At 32.3% G+C, this 22,161-nt stretch carries 16 protein-coding genes; all 16 read right to left on the reverse strand.

Annotation, left to right across the window (positions count from 1 at the left end; genetic code table 11):
* Positions 1-246 precede the first annotated feature (246 nt).
* The 16 genes from QZ286_RS02650 to QZ286_RS02725 all read right to left on the reverse strand — a co-directional run bounded on the left by QZ286_RS02650 (position 247) and on the right by QZ286_RS02725 (position 22,017).
* Positions 247-3,741 (reverse strand): autotransporter outer membrane beta-barrel domain-containing protein, encoded by a 3,495-nt coding sequence (locus QZ286_RS02650; RefSeq protein WP_291255433.1) that lies wholly within the window; start codon positions 3,739-3,741, stop codon positions 247-249.
* 115 nt (positions 3,742-3,856) lie between these two features.
* A complete protein-coding gene (locus QZ286_RS02655) occupies positions 3,857-4,201 on the reverse strand; it encodes a hypothetical protein (RefSeq protein WP_291255434.1) in 345 nt (114 codons plus the stop codon).
* Between the two features lie 7 nt (positions 4,202-4,208).
* Positions 4,209-5,714 carry a cobyric acid synthase gene (locus QZ286_RS02660; RefSeq protein WP_291255435.1) on the reverse strand — a complete coding sequence of 502 codons (1,506 nt, stop codon included), beginning with the start codon at positions 5,712-5,714 and terminating at the stop codon, positions 4,209-4,211.
* A 12-nt stretch (positions 5,715-5,726) separates the two neighbouring features.
* Positions 5,727-6,392, reverse strand: coding sequence for a hypothetical protein (locus QZ286_RS02665; RefSeq protein WP_291255436.1), 666 nt, complete (start codon positions 6,390-6,392; stop codon positions 5,727-5,729).
* 59 nt (positions 6,393-6,451) lie between these two features.
* Positions 6,452-7,267: a MerR family transcriptional regulator gene (locus QZ286_RS02670; protein WP_291255437.1), complete on the reverse strand. Its 816-nt coding sequence runs from the start codon at positions 7,265-7,267 to the stop codon at positions 6,452-6,454.
* Positions 7,264-10,293 carry an efflux RND transporter permease subunit gene (locus QZ286_RS02675; RefSeq protein ID WP_291255438.1) on the reverse strand — a complete coding sequence of 1,010 codons (3,030 nt, stop codon included), beginning with the start codon at positions 10,291-10,293 and terminating at the stop codon, positions 7,264-7,266. Before QZ286_RS02675 ends, QZ286_RS02670 begins: the two co-directional genes overlap by 4 nt.
* Position 10,294: 1 nt before the next feature.
* Positions 10,295-11,356, reverse strand: coding sequence for an efflux RND transporter periplasmic adaptor subunit (locus QZ286_RS02680; RefSeq protein ID WP_291255439.1), 1,062 nt, complete (start codon positions 11,354-11,356; stop codon positions 10,295-10,297).
* Between the two features lie 127 nt (positions 11,357-11,483).
* Complete coding sequence (locus QZ286_RS02685; protein WP_291255440.1) at positions 11,484-11,873, reverse strand: PG0541 family transporter-associated protein; 390 nt, start codon at positions 11,871-11,873, stop codon at positions 11,484-11,486.
* A gap of 16 nt (positions 11,874-11,889) precedes the next feature.
* Positions 11,890-14,940 carry an efflux RND transporter permease subunit gene (locus QZ286_RS02690; RefSeq protein WP_291255441.1) on the reverse strand — a complete coding sequence of 1,017 codons (3,051 nt, stop codon included), beginning with the start codon at positions 14,938-14,940 and terminating at the stop codon, positions 11,890-11,892.
* Positions 14,941-14,968: 28 nt separating this feature from the next.
* Positions 14,969-16,042, reverse strand: a complete 1,074-nt coding sequence (locus QZ286_RS02695) for an efflux RND transporter periplasmic adaptor subunit (RefSeq protein WP_291255442.1) — start codon at positions 16,040-16,042, stop codon at positions 14,969-14,971.
* A 30-nt stretch (positions 16,043-16,072) separates the two neighbouring features.
* A complete protein-coding gene (locus tag QZ286_RS02700) occupies positions 16,073-17,377 on the reverse strand; it encodes a TolC family protein (RefSeq protein ID WP_291255443.1) in 1,305 nt (434 codons plus the stop codon).
* Between the two features lie 11 nt (positions 17,378-17,388).
* Positions 17,389-18,009, reverse strand: a complete 621-nt coding sequence (locus QZ286_RS02705) for a TetR/AcrR family transcriptional regulator (RefSeq protein WP_291255444.1) — start codon at positions 18,007-18,009, stop codon at positions 17,389-17,391.
* A 76-nt stretch (positions 18,010-18,085) separates the two neighbouring features.
* Positions 18,086-19,480 carry an ATP-binding protein gene (locus QZ286_RS02710; RefSeq protein WP_291255445.1) on the reverse strand — a complete coding sequence of 465 codons (1,395 nt, stop codon included), beginning with the start codon at positions 19,478-19,480 and terminating at the stop codon, positions 18,086-18,088.
* Positions 19,481-19,489: 9 nt separating this feature from the next.
* Complete coding sequence (locus QZ286_RS02715) at positions 19,490-20,146, reverse strand: response regulator transcription factor (protein ID WP_291255446.1); 657 nt, start codon at positions 20,144-20,146, stop codon at positions 19,490-19,492.
* A 221-nt stretch (positions 20,147-20,367) separates the two neighbouring features.
* Complete coding sequence (locus QZ286_RS02720) at positions 20,368-21,459, reverse strand: hypothetical protein (protein WP_291255447.1); 1,092 nt, start codon at positions 21,457-21,459, stop codon at positions 20,368-20,370.
* A gap of 432 nt (positions 21,460-21,891) precedes the next feature.
* Positions 21,892-22,017: an NPCBM/NEW2 domain-containing protein gene (locus QZ286_RS02725; protein ID WP_291255448.1), complete on the reverse strand. Its 126-nt coding sequence runs from the start codon at positions 22,015-22,017 to the stop codon at positions 21,892-21,894.
* Positions 22,018-22,161: the final 144 nt, after the last annotated feature.

The following is a 22,161-nucleotide window of genomic DNA, read 5'->3' on the forward strand; positions in this document are numbered from 1 at the left end:
TTAAGAAAAATGCGTGTATAGGCACATTAGTTTCCCTTAAATTCTACAACTTTTAAAATAAAAAGTCAACCTTTATAAAAATTTTTTACAAAATAGCTAAAATTATAAAAAAATAAACTCAGTTTTTTCTTAAAGCACGTATTTTTGTACAAAAAAATAGCCAAAGAGTAAAATTCTCTTCAGCTATTTTCACAATTAGTTCTATTAAGTTATCAAAGCACTCTTATCAAATGAGGGTGCTCATTTTTATAATTTATATCCTATTCCAAATCCAGTTCTCCATTCTCCTCTATCTGAATTTTTATTAGAGTTTTCTTTTGAATCAGTATTCAAGAAATAATTTCCTTTTATATCATAAAAGACTCCATTTTCTAATTCTGCTTGATATTTTATACCTACTGATATTTGATCTCTATTTTTATGAGGTATTAATATCTCAAAATCATCACCACCATAATTTGCAGTTAAATAGTTAGCTTCATCTCCATCCAATATATTCCTATATGTTACTCCACCTGATACAGTATGCTTTCCTTTTTCAGTTGCAATAACCTTCTTCAAATTAACACCAATAGTTCCCTCTAGTATATCAAACTCTTTTGAATCAACATTTAAAGCTAGAGCCTTATCTTGTTCCTCTCTTATTCCAGCTTGATCTATATGAGTATATGATAAACCTAAGCTTGGTTCTAAATACAATTTCTCTCCTATCTCATAGCTATACTTTCCATCTAGGTATAGATTCAATCCTCTATCTTTATAGTTTTCAGAGTAACTTTGATTTACTACATTTCTTTTTCCATCATATTCAGTATACTGATAACCTAATCCTGTTGTAATTCTAAAAGCATCTATATCTTTTTTAAGATAAGTACCAATATATGCAGAAGTTCCCTCTAGTTTTGATGACTCAACTTTTATTCTTGTGTTATTTCCACCTAATATCAATCCACTAGACAAACTCTCTGTATTCCCATACTCCAATTGTCCATATGCTCCTGTTATTTTTATATCAACAGCTGTATTGGTAGTTCCTACATCAAATCCATGATAATTTTTTCCATAATATGATTGCTCTTGATCTCCATTTTCATGAGTAAATCCACCATAAACTAACCAACTTTTCTCTTTTGCTTTAAAATCACCGTCTCTTACTACATTATGGAATAACTCCATAGATTTTTTGGTAGCTTCATTTGAGAAAGAGTAAGGAGTTTCCTCATATATCTCTCTTAAATATTCAAGTAAAGTTGCCATTTGCATCTTCTGATTTCCTATTATAGTATAGTCTCCTTTATCCTTGTCAGTAAATGAATGATTTACAACAATACCATTTAAAGCACCAAAATTTTTATCTCCACTCGTATATATTCCCTTATATATATCATTTAGCTTTACATATAACTTCGTTTTTATTGGGTTAGCTGGAACAATCGGTGTAGGTCTTATTATTGGGTTAGCTGGAACAATCGGTGTAGGTCTTATTATTGGCTTGGCTGGATCTACAGGTTTTAATGGGAAAGTTTCTATTATACCAAATAGATCCTCTTGACCTTTTATTATGACTTTAGTATCTAATTTTCCATCATTTGACTTCTCTTCTACAACTTCTGCATGGGTAAGAATTGAATCTGTTTTTACCCACACTCCACCATTACTTATATACTCTTTCTCTGTACTTTTAGAATGTTCTGTATCTATCTTAGTATTTCCAAATTTTATTACACTACCATCTTTATTTGTAAGGTTCCCAATTCCATTTGTAACAATATTAAGTATTGACAATTTATTGAATTTATCTGGATTTTTACTCTCATGGATTGTGCCATTCTCATCCTGCTTACTCATATCTCCAATAATATTTAAGGTTTTATCACTATTATTGTATAAAGCATGAGTTACATAACTTCCATCACTCTCTAATAAATTACTATCTACTCTTAAATTTATTTGACTTCCTGCTTCAATCCTTACATTCTCTGCTCCCATTATTTTAGCTGTTTCATAAAGAGTTAAATCTGCACTATTTTTAAGATTAATATCCTCAAAACTATTTATTGAATTATATAGATTCAACTTGTTTTTACCATCTATTACAAGCTTATCATTCCCAGATCCACCTGAGATATCATCATTTAATTGCACACTTCCTAGCAATGTTAAATTATCATTCCCAGCACCTAAATCAATATTTCCATTCACTATTGTATCAGTTTTTAAAGTTAAATTATCTTCTCCAGCCTGTCCTTGAATAGCATTAGTATTATCCTTTCCTCCACCATTAACAATGCTCTTCTCTAGGGTTAACTCCCCTCCACTCACATCATATACGATAGCTGAAGTATGTCCATTTACTATAGAGTTAGTAAGAGTATTTTTCCCACTTATTTTTAAAGTGTCAGTTATTCCATTATAAATCATATTCGATTTATTTTCTCCATTTAAAGCAATATTTTCACTTCCTGTAGCAGTCCAAGAATTACCATCTCTTTTTTCATCTTTAAGATTAGCATTTACAATGATTTTATCTCCAATCTTGATACCATCTTTTGTTGTGTTACTAATACCTTGTATATTATATTTTCCATTTTCATTAGTATCAAACATAATTCCATTATTTGTCCCATTATTCTTAATAAATTTACTTGAATCTCCTATAAGTAATCCATTATTTATTGCGTTCAACGAGTCTTTTTCTGAACTTCCTATAGTATCATTAGTTGAATACTCCTTTTCTGTTTTAATAGATAAAATCACTCCATTATTGACTATGGGCTTTAAATTATTGAACTCTATAATTCCATAAGCATATTTTCCTTTTGCTATTACAGAACCATTATTTATTACTTCATCTCCATAAACTTCTATAGGTTTAGCATAACTTTTACTCTGAGATAATATTTTTCCACTATTTACAATTTTTGAAATTTCTCCCTCTGTTCCTGCTATTCCTCCACTCAGACCATCACTATATTTTATTGTTTTTATTACCCCAATATTATTTATACTTTCTATCTTACCATGATTTTCTATTCCAGCAATAGGAGGATTTTGCTCTGCTCCTATCCCTTTTGCTATTATAATCCCTCTATTTATAATATTATTTATAAAAAATTTGGATTCATTTATTATTCCACTAGAACTATATGTACCTTTACCATTAAAAACATCTATTATCCCATTATTAGTTAAATCGGTAATAGTCCCCTGATTATTAATTCCTATTCCCCAACCAAACACTCCATTTTCTACTATTTTTATCATTCCATTATTTTCTAATAAACCTATATCTCCTCCATAATTTCCTATTCCTGTCTTATAACTCTCATCTTTCCCTTCTGCTGAATTTCCCATTACAGAAATAATTCCACTATTGATTAAAGAGCCCATAACTTTAGAATTATCTATTCCCCAACCACTTTGATTAGTAGTAATAGCAATTTTACCATTATTTACGAAAGAGATGTTATCTGCCCAATTAACAACTCCTACTCTACCACTTTCCAAAGCTATGTTATTGGTATAAATGTTATTTTTAAAACTATTTTCTTTATAAGGATTTTCTCCCCAAATCGAATCATCTTTACTAAACTCTATTTTTCCACTACTATTTTTTTCAATATATAGGCTATCCCCCATACTAAAAGAACTACTGAGTAAAAATGCCACTATAGTTGCTAAACTTATCTTAATTTTTCTTTTTAAATACTTTTTTAATGCTTTTACAGCTAACTCTTTCATTTTTCTCCCCCTAATTTATATTGATACACCCCATTATCTTATATAATATTACATTTCTTATGAAAAGTAAACATAAAAAAAGACAAGTAATATCTAATATTACCTGCCCTTTATTTTAACTAGCTACTCTTAGCTCCTCATTTAGTTTCTCTATCTCAGTCAAAATCAGCTCAACTCTTCTAGCTCTCTCCAGAGCAAACTTTCTATCTTCACTCTTAGAGAAGTATCTCAAAAACCCTGTACTCACATACTCCATAATCTCTTTTACAGAGGTACACAGTATTATCCCTTTTTTTTGAAAAAGAACTATTCTAATATATCTCATTACCACAGCTTGGATTATCTTCAGATTCATCTCCAATCTAGCTTCTTCCATTATATTTTGAGAGATAGCCAAACTCTTTATCTCTTCAAAATTTTTACCAATTTTTTCCTTTAAATTTTCATATCTGTCTTTCATTTTTACCTCATAATCCTTTATTCATTATCTCATAAATACTTGCCATATCAAGGTTGTTCCTCAAAAGTGTTGCAAGTTTATTATACTCCTTTTCTTTAAATTCAGCAAATGAAAATTTATCCTCTAGAGGTTTTAGTCCCTTTCTCTCTCTTACATTATTTAAAAATCTTCTAGTGAACTCCTCATTGTCAAAGATTCCGTGAATATATGTTCCAAATACACTCTCATTAGCTGTAAGGATGAAGTTCTCCTCTTTAACTAGGTTACTCTCCTCTCCTACAGTTACTCCTTGATGTATCTCATACCCTCTCACCTTGAGATTTTCACAACCTCTTATGACACTGGTTCCAAGGTCACTCTCCAATACTCTCTCCACCTGTTGGGTATATTTTACTCTCTCCATAACAGTTTTAATTTTTAAGAAACCAAATCCCTCTACTCTCTCTTGGTCTCCCTCAATATGATGTGGATCCTCTATCTCCTCTCCTAACATCTGGAATCCACCACAAATTCCTACTACCACTGTTCCTCTACTCTTTAACTCTTTAACTCTTTCAAATATCCCATTCTCTTTTAACTTCTCAATATCAGATATTGTATTTTTACTTCCTGGCAGTATGATTATATCCTCTTCTCCTAGATCCTCCTTATGAAACACATAGTTTAGTGCCACATCAGGATATTGGTTGAGAGCATCAAAATCTGTGTAGTTAGACATCTTATCTGTCCTAATTACACTTATCCTTATCTCTCCCTCTTTTTTAGTATAGTCATTTATCTTCTTAGCAAGTACATCTTCCTCTTCTATATCCAATCTCTCATAGGGGATAACTCCTAAGAATTTAATATCCAATCCCTCACTCTTCAATCTTGTCATAAGCATATCTATTCCAGGCTTTAATAGTTCAGCATCTCCTCTAAACTTATTTATTATCAAGCCCTTTATTCTCTTTCTATCCTCTTCGTCCAATAGAGCTATAGTTCCATAAAGTGAGGCAAATACCCCACCTATCTCTATATTCCCTACCAATATCACTGGAGCATCTACAAGTTCAGCCATACCCATATTCACACAGTCATACTCTCTTAAGTTTATCTCTGCTGGACTTCCTCCCCCTTCCAACACTCCAATATCAAAATCTCTCTCTATCTTCTGATAGTTTCTCAAAGCTACCTCTTTCAAGTAACTACAATTTGAAAAATACTCCTGAGCTGAAGTATTCTTAACAGGTTTACCCTCAATTATTAGCTGTGAATTATTATCAGAATTTGGTTTTAAAAGTATGGGATTCATAAAAGCTCTCGGTATCTCCATTCCAGATTCAGCCTGTACCACCTGAGCTCTGCCCATCTCTAGCCCCTCTATATCTACAAATGAGTTTAAAGCCATATTCTGTGACTTGAATGGTGAAACCCTATACCCATCTTGAGCAAAAATCCTACATAACCCAGCTACTATTATACTCTTTCCAACAGATGAACCTGTCCCCTGTACCATTATCTTTCTATGCATACCCCACTCCTTTTAAAATCCTCTAAATACTCTACCTAAATGAACAATCTCCTCTTTTATACTTCTATGCTGTAATTTCTTAATATTTATATCTCCCATTCTAAACATCAGTTGTAACAAAAATCCCATACTCAATGCAGTAATGATAGTTCCTATTCCCAACTTTCCACCTAATAGCCAACCTAGTACAAAAGCCATAACCTCTATTCCATTTTTTATAACACTCACAGGTTGATTAAATCTCTTAGTCAAAATCTGCATAAATCCATCTCTTGGTCCACAACCCATACCCTGTATCATATACAGATATGTACCATATGTATAGAAAAATATCCCCACTAATAGCTCTATCACTCTCATATACACATTATCAAATGTTGGTATAAAGTTTAGATAGATTATCATATCTATAAATATCCCTATAAATATGAAGTTCAGTACAGTCCCTATACCGATTGGCTGTCCTAAAAATATATCCATCAATACTATTATAACCCCTAAAGTTATACTTGCCTGTCCTATTGTAATCCCTGTTACCATAGATACACCTTGATGTAATACATCCCAAGGAGCAAGTCCTAGATTGGACTTCAAAATCACAACACACCCCAACGAACACGATAAAAACCCCAAGAATATCTTTACAAATCTCATTAACTCTTTTTTCAACAAACTCACTTCCTACTTATCTAAATTCCATAGATATCTTACTACAATATATGTTTTTTTTCCAGTATTTATTTGATCGGCACTCTCACTATATATTTTAAGTCTGTAGGATCCTTCTCAAATGCTGGTCCTGATAGTATGTGTACAAATGTATCTCCATCTATCTCATAGCCCTCATCAACTACCCATTTTACCATCTTCTCCACACCAAATCTTATCTCATCAAACTTACTCTGACACACTGTAGATGCATATTTTTTCTTAGGATAGTAACATCTATTCCCATACTCCTCATAATCTTTTAGAAGTATGAGTTTATCATAGGCATAGCTCCTATTTACTATCTCCTCCTCTTTTATAGTGAAGGCATACATCCCCACAGGTACTAGATTTTGCTTTGTAGATACCAAAAATCCATCTAGCTCCTTAAATGCTTTGGATATACCCACATAGTCCTTATCCATCACCACTGGAGCATAGATACCTCTTATCTCCTCCTCCTCAATAAAGAATCTATCCATATTGTTTTCTAGAGTTATGAGATATCTCATCTGAGTGGCATTCTCCACAAGCTCCTCTTCCAGTTCTTGAAGTCTTACAATCTCCTTTTTTGTCTGCTCCAACATCTTATTCATCAACTCAAGAGTGTGAGAATAGCTCACATTCTCCAGATGACTCTTTATCTTTGCATTACTAAATCCCAATTTTTTTAAGTGAACTATCATCTTAATAATAGGTATTTGAAAAAAGCCATAATATCTATAATTAGTATCCTCATCTTTATAACTTGGTGATATTATCCCTTCACTGTCATAGTATCTCAATGTAGAAATTGGTAAGCTCGTTATCTTAGATACCTCTCCTATTGTTAAATAATCTTTCATCTCTCTTCCTTTCTAATCTTTACCCTTTCAATTAACTCATCTACTAAATAATAAAACACTGGTATTACAATCAAAGTCAACAGTGTAGCTACTGACAATCCAAAAACAACTACAAATGACATCCCTTTATACATCTCCGAACCCTGTCCATTACTAAACATAAGTGGTAACATTCCCAATACTGTAGTCATAGTGGTCATAAGTATCGGTCTAAGTCTTGTTCTTCCTGCTGTTATTATCGCCTTAACCTTACTATCTCCCTCTTCTCTTCTTATATTTATGAAATCTATCAGAACAATAGCATTATTTACAACTATACCAGCTAGCATTACAAATCCTATGGAAACCATAGCATCTATATTTAAATTTGCCCCATAGAGAGCGTAAAAAGCCCCTGTTGTAGATAGTGGAATAGACAGTATTATGATAAAAGGCATTACAAAAGATTCAAACTGCCACACCAGTATAAAATAGATCAAAAATATTGCTATTCCAAAAGTGTATTTTAACTGTTCACTCATCTCAGCCATATCTGCACTCTTTCCACCCTGAGCATAGATCACACTATCAGGCAATCCCATTTTCTCTATCTCCTCTTCTATCTTTTCCTGAGCTGTTTTCAAATCCAAACTTCTATCTAGGTTAGCATATAGCACTATCTTCTTTCTCTTATCCTTTTTCTCCAACTTAGAAGGTCCCTCTTCTATTCTAAAACTTGCTACATCTGAGATCTTTATATTCTTTCCACTTGGTAGAGTCACCCTTGAATCCAAGATATACTCTGTTGACTCCCTATAGTTTTGTGCCAATTTTAAAGTTACATCAATCTCATCATTATCACTGTTTATAGTGATAGGAACTCCCCCTTGTATCTGTACCTGCAACATTCTAGCTATATCTTTAATATTTACTCCATAATACTCAGCTTTCTCTCTATTGATATAGAATTTACCCTCTGGTTTTCCACCTTCAAAAGATGAACTCACCTCTTTTATCCCCTCAATCCTAGAGACTCTCTCCTTTAGTTCACCTATTATACTCTGCAACTGCATATCACTATCTGAATATAGCTCCAACTCCAAATCATATATCCCTCTTATTCCGAATCTATAACCTGGTGTTATTGTTATCTCAGCATCTGGAATATCCACATAGACTCTTCTCAATTCGTGTATTATCTCCACCATAGATCTATCTCTTGTACTCTTTAATCCAGCATTGATATTCAATATAGATCTCATTCCATTTCCAGAGACAGTAAAATCCTTTATAAAGTCCAACTGATTTACTCTACTCTCCAATATTCTAGCTATCCTATCTCCCCTATTTACATCTGAACCAGCTGGTAACTTTGCCACCACAGCAAATCTTCCCTCGTCCACGGTAGGAATAAATCTTCCTCCTAACTTACTTGCCACATATAGTGAACCTACAAAAAGTACAACTATACTAGCTAAAACTGCCCATCTCCTTCTAATAGCAAATTTCAACATAGATACATAATTTCTCTTTACTAATTTAAAGAGTTTACCCTCTGAATTGATATCTCTCTTTCCATTCATTATCTTGCTTGAAATCATAGGAACAAAGGTAAGAGATATTACAAGTGATGCTAATAGAGAGTAGGATATAGCATAACATAGATTATTGAATTGCTCCTTTGCCAAGCCCTCTTGAAATACCAGTGGTAAAAATGCTGCCACTGTAGTCAATGTTGATGCCAACACAGGAAGAGCCATCTCTTGAGCCCCATCTCTAGCTGCTGTGATCCTATCTTTTCCCAACTCTGATAGATGTCTATATATATTATCAACCACAACTACTGAGTTGTCAACTAACATTCCTATTCCCAATGATAATCCCATCAAAGACATCAAATTCAAAGTTATCCCTTGAGCATTCAAAAGAAAGAAGGTAAAGATTACTGATATTGGAATAGCTGTAGCTATTATCAATGTAGCTGATACACTCTTTAAAAATATAAACAGTATTATAGAGGCTAGAAAAAGCCCTATCATTCCACTTGTCTGTACATTTTTAATAGAGTTCATTATTGTTATTGAAGAGTCAAACTCATAGCTCATCACTGTATTATTTGGGAATGACTGTTTTAACTCCTCTAGGTATCTCTTCACATTTTTTACTATCTCAACTGAATTTCCCTCATCTGTCTTTGAAACTATTACTAATATATTATCCTTTCCATTCTTTCTATTTACTGAAGTAAGATCTTTAGAGGAGATATCTATATCTGCTATATCCTTTAACTTTAAAAGGTGTCCATTTCTATTGCTCAAGACTATATTTTTTATCTCATCAGCACTATTTATCTCAGCTTCAACCTTGATCAGATACTCCTTCTCTCCCTCTCTCACTATTCCACCAGGAATATTGATAGTAGCACCACTCATCTTGTTGTATACATCTATTATACTCAAATTGTAGTTCTCCAATTTCTCTGGATCTATAACTACTGAAACCTCTTGTTCTCTACCACCATAAGTCTCTACCTCAGCTACACCTTCAATCCTTTCCAATATAGGTTTTAATGTATTCTCAATATAGCTTCTCATCTCTATCATATCTCCACCAGCCATTGAGAATGTCAGTGCTGGTGCATCAGAAGATGAACTCTTCCTTATGGTTGGTTCCTTCATCTCCTCTGGAAATCTTCCTCTTATCTGGTTGATCTCATTTTGAATAAGAGTAATTTTTGTCTCTACATCTGTACCATACTTAAATTTCACATATATAAAAGCCATCTCTGCTGTAGACTCTGAACTATACTCCACAACTCCCTCTACATTGGGAAGTATGTTCTCTATCTTCCTTACTATCATCTTATCCATATCAGCTGGAGTTGCCCCTTCCCATCTCACTCTAATCCTTACAGTAGGTCTATTTATATTGGGTAGCATCTCCACTGGCATCTTCTTCAATCCTAAATATCCAAAGAATATCATAGAGATTAAAAACATTATTGTAGTAGCTGGTTTTCTTATTGAAAATTCTGGTATTGATCTCATCTTAGCTCTCCTTCACCCTATCATTATTATTTAATAGGTATTGCCCCTCTACTACAATTCTATCTCCCTCTTGGTACTCTGGGAACTCAATCAATCTCATATCTCCTATTGTTCTTTTAGGAGTCACTCTATAGATAAAGACTCTATCACCTCTCACAACTGCTATATATGAGTATAGATCTTTGATCATCAAAGCTTTTGTAGGTACAAAAATCCCCTTTATATCTCCCATTTTTAAACTTATTTTTGCATACATCCCCTTCAAAATTCTTTTATCTAGATTTTTTATCCCCAATCTTATTGAGTATTTTTTGCTATCACTATCTGAATTTAAGTTGAATGTCTCTACAACACCCTCTCTCTTCTCTCCTAGCTCCTCTACGAATACCTCAGCCTTCTCTCCAATCTTGCTATTTCCTATATCCTTTCCTGTTATAGCTACATCTACTTCCATCTCTGAATTATCTATTACAGTGACAATATTCACTCCAGATTTTAATTTTTCATATTTTTTCACATATAGATCAGTTATCACTCCATCTATTTTTGAAACAACATCTAAGTTATCAAAATCCTCCTTAGCTCTTATGAAATTTCCCTCTGCTATTTTCATCTCCCCTTGAGCAGTCTCATATCTATTCTTTACATTCAAATAATCATTTTCAGATATGATCTCCTTTTTATATAGTTTTTCATACTTTTCAAATGAGATCTTCTCTGTGGAAAATGTTGATTCAGCCTTTAAAAATCTTCCCTGTGCCTCATAGTAATCAGCTACTACATCTGCATTGTAGAGCTTTACTATCACCTGCCCCTTTCTCACTCTATCTCCATTTTTGAAGTATATCTCCTCTACATCTCCACCAGTAGAAGTTACTATTTTCATCTCCATCTTAGGCTTCAATTCCCCATTATAACTCTTTATATTATCCAAGACTCTCTCTTTTAACTCCATAGTCTTTACTGTCTTTACATTTTCCTTTTTTGAGAAATCACTCTTCATACCTTTACCACCACAACCTAACATTGTAACTGAAAGTAGCAATACAAGTATTTTTTTCATCTAATAAATCTCCTCCTCTAATTTTATTTTATAATCTTAACATAATTTCTCATCATTGTAAATCAAACTTTTTTAAAATCAAAAAAATAGGAGAACTACAGGGTTCTCCTACATAAAATTGATCTTACTATTTTTTATCTTTTTTATTTTTCAATCTTTCTAAAAGTTCGGTATCTATCTCTACACTCTTCTCTTTTAATAGATCTGGTACAGTTCTCTCCAATGGTATTACTCCAATTGCCATCACTATCTCATAAGGTAGAGAGGCTCTGAATGTCTTTAACATCTTCAACATATGTTCAACCTTTTCTCCTGGGAGTGATAGTAAAAATATGCAATCTGTACCTGGCCAAATATGAGTGTTCTTATGTTTTATCTTCTCATTCCAAACACTTTCAGCCTTTCTCTGTACTGTGTAGAGATGAAAATGTATCTCTTCAAGGAAATCTTCTAACATCACCTTATGTGATTCATTAATGTAAACCATCATCATCTTATAATTTTGGAAATTATTCATATAGCTTCCTCCTCTATTATTCTGCTGATTTTTTCCCTACTTTTTTAATTAGATTTGACATTTTTTCGATAAAATCTTCTACTAATGTAAATAGTATAGGAATGATTACTAGTGTTAATATAGTAGAGAAAGTTAATCCAAACATTACTGTTATAGCCATTCCTCTATATATCTCAGATCCCTCTCCTATTCCCAATGACAATGGTAGCATTCCTAGTACTGTTGTCATAGTTGTCATAAGTATCGGTCTAAGTCTAGTTCTACAAGACTCTACTACTGCCTCTATTCTACCACTACCTCTCTCGATAGTCAATTGAATAAAGTCTATCAGTACAATGGCGTTGTTTACAACTATACCTGCTAGTAGTATAAGTCCAACCATTACCATTATATCTATAGGTTGATTAGCTATTAACAATCCAACTATTATTCCTATTAGTGATAGTGGTACTGATCCCAATATGATAAATGGTAGTAAGAAGTTTTCAAACTGTGCAGCTAGTAGTGCATAGATTAAGAATATTGAAATTCCTAGAGCCATTCCCAACTGACTTGTTGAATCTTGTAAGTTCTCTGAACTTCCTCCCCATCTATATGATACTGAAGCTGGTGGATTTGATTCATTGAATGCTTTTATTATCTCACCTTGTAAAGCTCTAATCCCTACACCACCATCATTTGCTGATACTGTTACACTGTATATTCTATCTGTTTTGTTTATCTCAGATGAACCTTCAGCATAGATAACTTTTGAGATATCAGAAACTTTTACAAACTTTCTATCTCCAATTTTAATATTGATATTTTGGATATCGTTAATATCTTTTCTCTTATCTTTTGGAAGTCTTACTAGAACATCTATCTCCTCACTTCCAGTTTTTACTGTTACAGTATCCCCTCTGTTTCCTCCAAGTATAGAGTAACTCATTATCTGTCCAACTGTCACAGGATCTATACCATAACTTCTGATCTTATCTCTATCCAATACTATTCTAGCCTCTACGTTTCCTGGATCTAGAGTTGATTTTACGTCAACTGCTCCTGGATATAGTTTTAATCTCTCTAGAACATTTTTTCCAACCATTTTTATCTCATCTAAGTTTGATCCTACTATATCAAATTCAACATCTCTTGAAGGACTTGACATAGCAAAGTTCTCTGATAAACTGATTCTTGTATCAGGGATCTTATCAGTTGCCTTTCTTATTCTGTCCATTATCTCAAATACAGTAACATCTCTACTATCTTTTTTACCTACATCTATGTTAACTGAGATCAAGTCATTTTGAATAACTGTAAAGTAGAACTTTGTCATTGGATCATTTTTAATTATATCCTCTATCTGTTTAGAGATATATTCTGACTTATCTAGATCAAGTCCCTTACCTAACTCTGCAACTACAGAGTATCTACCTTGGTCTTGTTTAGGCATAAACTCAACTCTTAACATACTTCCACCAACTATAACTGTGAAGAAGAATAGTGCTATTGTTGCCCCTAAAGTCTTAAGTCTATTTTTCAATGTCCAGTTAATAATTTTCAAATAAGAAGCCTTTACCTTTGTAAATATCTTTCCTTCTGCTGTGATATTTGTCTTAGTTGTTAGGAATCTACTTGCTAACATTGGTATCAATGTCAATGATACTAATAGTGCAGCTACGTTTGAGAATATTATTGAAAGTGATAGATCTTTAAATATCTCTCTAGCTATTCCTGGTATAAATAGTATAGGTATGAATACGACCATTGTTGTAAGTGCTGAAGCTATAACTGAAAGTGTAACCTCAGTAGCTCCATTTTCAGATGCTTCCATCACTGGTGAGTGAAGTTCTGTCATATGACGATAGATATTATCCACAACAACAACGGAGTTATCTGTTAGCATTCCAACACCTATAGACAATCCCATAAGTGAAATCAAGTTAAGTGATGTATTAGCTAGTGCTAAGAAAGCAAAAGTAAATATTATTGCAACTGGTAGAGCTGCTGAAACTAGGAATGTAGCTCTGACGTTCTTTAAGAATACCAATAGTACTATTGTTGCTAGTACTAGACCTTGAACTGCGTTACTTGAAACACTTGAAATAGATTTCTCTATATCTTCAGAAGTATCTAGTAGTATCTTATACTCTCCACCTGGTGGCATTACAGATTTTAAACTCTCTAGTGCTTTGTATGCTGCTCTATTTAATTCCAATGTACTTCCATCTGCTGATTTTTCCACTGCTACAACTATCGCATCTTTTCCTGATAGGAACCCTTTACTTGAATCATCCTCAGTAGTCAATACTATATTAGCTACATCTTTTAATTTAAGTGTATTACCATTACTTTGAATGATCATATTCTCATATTCATCAATGTAGTTTAACTCTCCCATAAATCTAGCTATGATATTTTTATTACCAGTTTTTACTGTACCTAATGGTAAGTTTTGGCTAGATAGCGAGATCATTCTGTATAGCTCAACTGGTGATAGGTTGTAAGCTGCTAACTTATCACTATCAAATTGTATCTGTAACTGCTTGTCTGAGTTACCGAAAACATTTACCTGTCCTATTCCTGTCAAACTCTCAAATTTAGGTTTTAAATACTCCTCTACAAATGTACTTAGCTCTGCTCTATTTGGAGCTGAGAACATTGTAACCATAGTCAAGTTACCTGAACCAGCATCTACCTTCTTAGCAACTGGTGTATCAGCATCTTGAGGTAGATCATTGGCTATTTTTGATAATTCCCTTTGAATCTCTGTAGTCTTATCATTAGCATTTACTCCAAAGTTAAATTTAACTATTACCAATGATTGCTCAAATGATGAAGTTGATTCTATCTTATCTATACCCTCAACATTGGGAAGAATCTCCTCTATTTTTTTTGTAATCTGTGTCTCTACATCTTCAGCTACAGCTCCGTTCCAAGTTGTTCTAACAGTAACAACAGGAATTTCCATATTTGGCAGTAACTCTGATTTCATTGTAAACATTGCCATAAGACCTATAAACATAATGGAGATCATCACCATTGTTGTTGCAACTGGTCTACGTATTGACAAACCTGCTAATGTCATCTATTTTCACCTCGTTATTTCTCTATTATTATTTAGCTTCTATATTCTCTTTGACCTTGTCTCCCTCTTCAAGACCAAATACCCCTTTAACAACTATCTTATCTCCCTCTTTTATATCTTTAGATGAGATCTGAGTATATGGTAAGTTAGTTGCTCCTGTTTTTACTTCCACTCTTGTAGCTTGATCATTTTCAATCTTATATACATATGAAACTAAGTTTCTTACGAAAATTGCCTCATCATCAATTGATAGAGCCTCTGTTTTTCCAGCTGGAACAGTTACATATGAGTACATTCCATCTTTTATACTCTTATCTTTATTATCAATAGCCACTTTAATCATAAACTTCTTAGTGTCATACTCTGCAATTGGGTTTATCTCAACAATTTTTCCTGTTAGAGTCTTGTCAATATCTGGAACCTCAACTTGAACTTCCATTCCAACTTTTATCTCATCTAACCATTCAGCTGGGAATCCTACATATGTTTCCATTTGATTATCATTTATAACTGTGAACACTGTATCTGTTCCAGCTACTTTTTTACCTACCTTAGCAAATAGATTTCCCACTGTTCCATTTATCTCTGCTCTTCTTGATAACTTATCATAATCTGATTTAGCTGACTCATAGTTAGCTTTTGCTGACTCATAAGCTCCCTTAGCATTGATATAGTTATTTTCATAGTTTATATACTCAAGATATGAAATTAACTCTTGGTCATATAGTTTTTTAAATTTTTCATAGTTGTTTCTAGCTATCTCCATTGATGATTTGCTAGAAGCGTAGTTAGCTTTTGCTGTAAAGTAAGCTGACTCAGTTGCACTGTCAGATAGTACCATTACTAGCTCACCTTTTTTTACTTTATCCCCATTTTTCTTTAATATCTTCTCAACTATTCCACCCTTTTCTGTTTGGTGATCTATCTTCCCTTTTGGTTCAAGAATAGCATCTGTTCTGAATACTTGGTTCATTGTTCTTGTTTTCACTGGTTCAGTTACAACATATTTAGCAGGTTTTTCTATTACTTTTTCCTCTTTTTTCTTTCCACAACCTACTAGCATTAGCATTAATATAAATACTAAATATTTAGCTTTTTTCATTATCTTTTCCTCCTAAATTTATCTATTTTATTAAATCAACATTGATCTATATCTTTCAAATGCATATAGATAATCAATTACTACCTGATTGTATCCAACTTTTGCCTCTCTCAATTGAGTCTCTGAATCCAAAAAGTCAATTGTTGAAATTAATCCAGCAAGATATTTTTCCTTATCCATTCTATAGTTTTCTAAAGCTGCCTCTAAAGCTCTTGATTTAGAATCTCTATTTTTTTCCATTCTTATTAGCTCAAGATAAGCTTCAGTTACATTTACATCTATATTATCTTGTGAAATCTTCTCTTTTAACTCCTCTTGCTCTTGATTAAGCTTTGCCACTCTATAGTTGTCATAGTTTTTTCCAAATTCAAATACATTCCAAGTTACTTGAACTCCACCTCTCCATTCAGCATCATCCATAGTTGTATTGTATTTTCTTCTATCTGATTCCACACCATAACTAGCAAATGCACTCACACGTGGCAACATATCAGCTCTAGCTACTTTTTTAGAAGCCTCTGCCACATTTACAAAGTTATTAGCTATTAAAGCATTTATACTCTTAGTCTTAGCTTGTTCCATGTCACTTTGAAAATCAATATTTCTACTTAGGTACATAGGTACATCAAACTCTACAACTGAAAGTTCCTCTCCCTTTGGTATACCCAATCTCAATTTTAGATTCTCCTTTTGAACAGCTACTCTATTTTGTGCTCCAATTATCTCTGAATCCACTTCTAATAGAGAGTACTCAGTTTTTAATAGATCAGCCTTAGTTATCAATCTTAGATCCAATTGAGCTTTTTGTTTGTTATATGTAGCTTGTAACTCATCTTTTGACGATAATAGAGCCTCTAAATCCTTCTCATTTTTCACTATATCTGAATATATTCTAATAGTATCAAGTCTCACATCTCTCTTATCTCCTAGATAGTTAAGATCTGCAATTCCCTTATATGCTTTAGCATACTGGATTCCACCTAATATTGCTCCACCTTGGAATAGTGGTTGAGATATAGTTATTTTTTGTGAATATCCACCTCTAGCATCTACTGTCTCTGGATTTGCTTGAGTTGTCAACCTTCTACTAGGTCTCTGCTCCTTAGTTATTCTTCTATCATACTCACTTCTTGTATATGATCCTGTGTATACCACACTTGGTAAAGCATTTTTAAAAGCTATACCTACATTTAATTTAGCTGACTCTACACCCTTTTCTGATATCTTCATCTCTTTACTATTATCTAATGCCATCTGAATAGCTTGATCTAGAGTAAGCTCTCTTGCAAAAACTGAACTACTTAACAACAAAAGTAATCCTACAGTTTTCTTCATAAATCTACCTCCTAATATGTTAAAATTTTTAAAATACTCCCTGAGATTATCTCAATATTTTTTTCAAACTCCTTTGAGTTGTATTTATCTTTTATCTCCTCAATATTCTTAATAAAGTTTCCATCTCTCTCTGAGATAAAAAGAGTGAATGTTTTGTAGTTAGTTATTATACTGCTAAGCATTTTTGAGTAAAAATCCACTTCCTCATCATCTATTTTGATCTCCTTGGAATAAGCTTTGATTATACACCTCATTTTATCCACTATCAAGCCCTCTATCTCCTTTAATAGTGCTAAAGTCCTCTCATCTAGCAGAGTAATGTTTCTAAATAGATTGATCATCACCAGATTATCCTTCAAATTCTCATCCTCTAAAATGATCCTATTTCTTACCAATTTCTTCACATTGTTTACCAGACTAACCCTTCTATCAATAGCAGTCTCAATCTTTAGCTTATTTATGGTCTCCTCTAATATATGATCTATCACTAGATTTTTACTTTTAAAATACGTATAAAAACTTCCTTTGGAAATTCCAGCACAGTTTGTTATGTCTTCCACTGATGTATTTCTATATCCCTTTTCCAATATCATCTTTTTAGTCGAAGATATTATCAGCTCTTTTTTCCCCACCTCTCTCATCTCCATTTCAATGTCTACAACTAATTTATTATAAACTATAAAGTGACTTGAGAGTCAATAGATTTTATTAAAATTTTATGATAAATTCAACCTCTTTCTTAATTTTATCATAAACAAATGAGTATTTTAAGTTTAAATTTTCCAAAATATTCTTTACAATAGATAATCCTAGCCCTGTTCCTCCATATTTTCTATTCCTTGATTTGTCCATCTTATAAAATAGGTCAAATATCTTCTCAATCTCCTCCTGTGAGATCTCCTTAGAAGAGTTCCTAATCACCAGTTTTTCCTCTGTGAGCTCTATCCCTATTCTTCTATTCTCATCAACATAGGTTATAGCATTCGTTAGTAGATTATTTAAAACAATATTAAAAAGTTTTTTGTCAGTTTTCAAAACTCTCTTCCCATAGCTTTGTGACAACTCTATGTTCTTACTCTCTATATCCAATTGATATTTTTTTAAACTCTTTCTAATTAAACTCTCCAGCTCCACATCTTCATATATTATATTTAAGTTTTTAAACTCCAATTTCAGATAGTTATTTATATCTTTTACAATCTTATTTATAGCCATTCCCTCTTCATAGACAATATCATATGTCTTTTTCACATCTTTTTCCTCTATCATTCCATCTTGCAATGCTTCCATATACCCATTTATAATAGCTACTGGTGTTTTTAATTCGTGTCCAATAGTCCTCATAAACATCTTCTCTGTCTCCAACAATCTCTCTTTCTCTAGTAATTCAGATTTTAATTTTTCATTCAAAGAGTTTAACTCCTCAATATTCTCCTTCAATTTCAATGCCATTCTATTTATACTATTTCCTAGACTTTCCAACTCATTTTTAGATTTAATCTTTACTGTTTCTGTAAAATCAAGATTGGAAATTCTATATGAGACCTTCTCCAATATCTCTATTGGTTTTGATATCCTTCTAGATACTATGTAGGTTATAATTAAAATCATTGGAATTATAAATAGAGTATACCTTTTGTATACTCCTATCATCTTCTTCAATACAACTTTGGACTCTATAACCTCTCCTATCAATACAACAATCTCATTCTCTGAAATTTTTTTCACTAAAAAAAGATGATTCGTCAATGATGATAGTTTTACTAATTTCACTCTGTACTCATTAGGTATCATATTTTTCAAATCAATTTTCAAACTGTTTCTATTTACATATTTAATAAAATTGGTATCCTTATCATCCCTATTCAACTCAATATTTCTCAAATATACCTTTACATTTATATTATTAAGAGTTTTCTCCTCTTTTCTCCCTCTTCTTAACTTATCTAAATCCAATGATTCAGCTATCTCTATCAAATTTTTCTTATCCTGCTCTATTATATACCTATCTGCATAGAAATGATTGAATACATACATCAACATCAATGGAAGATAGGTTATTAAACAAACATAGATAAATATCTTATAAAATACTTTTCTCATATCCCCCCCTTACAGATCCAGTTTATAACCAATCCCTCTCACTGTTTTTATAGCTTTTTTTCCAATCTTTTTTCTTAAATTCTTTATGTGCGCATCTATAGTTCTATCATCTCCATAAAAATCATAACCCCACACCTCATTCAGAAGTTTCTCCCTACTCAATGCAATCCTATTATTTTTTATCAAGTACATCAATAGTTCATACTCCTTAGGTGCTAAATCTATCTCTCCAGTCAGATTAGCCACATAGTGTGAACTGTCATTTATTATTAACTCCCCTATCTCTATAGAACTCTCTATCAACATATTGGTTTTCTTTAGTAATGCCTTTATTCTTGCAAGTAAAACTTTATTATTGAATGGTTTCGTAATATAGTCATCTGCCCCTATCTCAAATCCAAAGATCTCATCCTCAATCTCATCTCTTGCAGTGAGCATTATCACTGGTGTTTTAGTGTATTTTTTTATCTCTCTCAAAATGCTCCACCCGTCTTTTTTAGGTAACATTACATCTAGCAGTATCAAATCAAAGGGTTTTTCATAAAATACCTTCAATCCCTCCTCACCATCTTCAGCTTCTGTTACCTCATACCCCTCTTTTACAAGATATATTCTCAATATATTTCTTATTTGCTCCTCGTCATCTATTATCAATATTCTGTTCATTTTTCTTTCAACACCTCTTATTTTAGTTTTATAATCTAGTATAAATTAATTTTATGAACAACTTGTGAACGTAATTTGTTTTATTTTTATAACTTTCCACTACTTTTAACTATATAAAAAACAAAGCAACAAAGTTACTCTGCTTTTCTAAATTTTTCTTGTCTATATGAAAATAGACTGTTGAAAAATCAACAGTCTAAGTTATATGATATATTCATTAATTAGAAAGTAGTTTTAAATCCTGCCCATACTGTTGGCTGCCATCTCCATGTAGATGCAGATTTATTACTATCTATTGTCCAGTTTCTGTATTCAGCTCCTGCTGCTGCATAAACGCTCATATTATCTGTTACAGCATAGTTCGCTTGAACATATGGTAATGCATATAAACTATATTTATCTTTGTCAGTTCCTAATACTGTATTATTTTTAGGAGTTCCAAATTGTTTCTCTTGTGACCAAGTATATGGATCATATCCACCTTCAAATCCTAAATCTACAGCAAATCCACCATTTTTATATAAGTTTGTTGTATTATAGATATAGAATTCCATATCTAAAGTTAGGTTTTTATCTTTTGCATTCATTCCATCATTGAATAACTGATCTCTTCCATAGAAGTGTTCAGTTGCATATAAATTAAACTCTGTTGAGAAGTTTAAAGGTAGTGTAAAATATGAATATAGGTTTAATCCTAATTTGTTTTCATAGTTCGAACTATTGTTACTTCCCCATGTATAACCATATGTTGGAGCGATTTCAAAATAATCAGTTTTTACAAAATCATTGTTGAACATATAATCTGCAAAGTTAAATCTTGCTTGATACTCTACATTTTGTTTTTTATCAACAGTGTTGTTTTTGTATTGAACTCTTGATCTTAAATCAACTTTTGAATCTCCTAGCTTCCCATGATCATAGAAATATCTAAATCTTGATTCAGTTCCATTATTATTGCTTCCAGCCATCATTGGATGCTCATTTAGAGAGTTATAATCTCTAACTCTGAACTCTAAACTCTGATTTTTTGTCATGTTTATGTTCCCTTTTATTTGCGTTCTTGAGTAATCGTTATTTGGATTCCAAGTATTAGCTCTATCTTTTCCTTCAGTCTCTCCATAGTATCTATATTGTAGATCTAAAGATCCATTTGGTTTGAATACTTCTGGTTGCTCCTGAACTAAGATAACATCATTTTCTACGATCTCTACTGGTTCCTCTTCTACAACTACTGGAACTGGTATGATCTCTTTAGCTTGAGCTATAGCAACTGTAGCTAAAAATGCTCCTAATAATAGTATTGATTTTTTCATAAAAATACCCCCTAGTATCTATTTATATTAACTGACATACAGTTATTTACTTAGATGATAATCATATATTTATTCGGGAAAATATAGATTATCATCCCAATGAGTGAGATAATTACAAAGATTAGCACTTTTGTTGTCCTTATCACAGTTCAAAGTATATATCAGCAATTTGATACTAGTATGATTGATATTTATTTTTTTTTATTTTTTTTATCTCTTCTATTTCATATTTTCTTCATAGTTAGAAAAATTTGAAATTTCCAGTTATTTTTGCTATAATTTAATTACTAAGAAGAACGGAATATTTATAATATTCACCGCTGGTATAGCTGCAACTATACCAGCTTTTTTTATAAATCATAATATCGTAACTAAAATAAAAAAGACCAGCCTCTACTTTACTAGAAACTGATCTTTTTCTCTATTTAACTCTTATAGATCTTTTATGAATTTAGCATCTCCCCAAGTTCCATGATCATAATCTATATTACCATCAGCTGACTCCATAATCAATGTTAGTGTTTTAGCTTTACTAACATCTAACTCAACCGTTGCCAAAACTCTATAAAAATATAGAAATTTGTTTATTTCCTTCTTCTCAGAGTCCGATTTTGCCATAGCTACTTTCGTTTTATATAACTCTCCAAAGGCTTAAATTCGGATACAACGAATCCTACATATTAGCATTTTCTTGTTTGTGAA

This window comes from Fusobacterium sp. (genome assembly GCF_019012925.1).
Lineage (GTDB): Bacteria > Fusobacteriota > Fusobacteriia > Fusobacteriales > Fusobacteriaceae > Fusobacterium_A.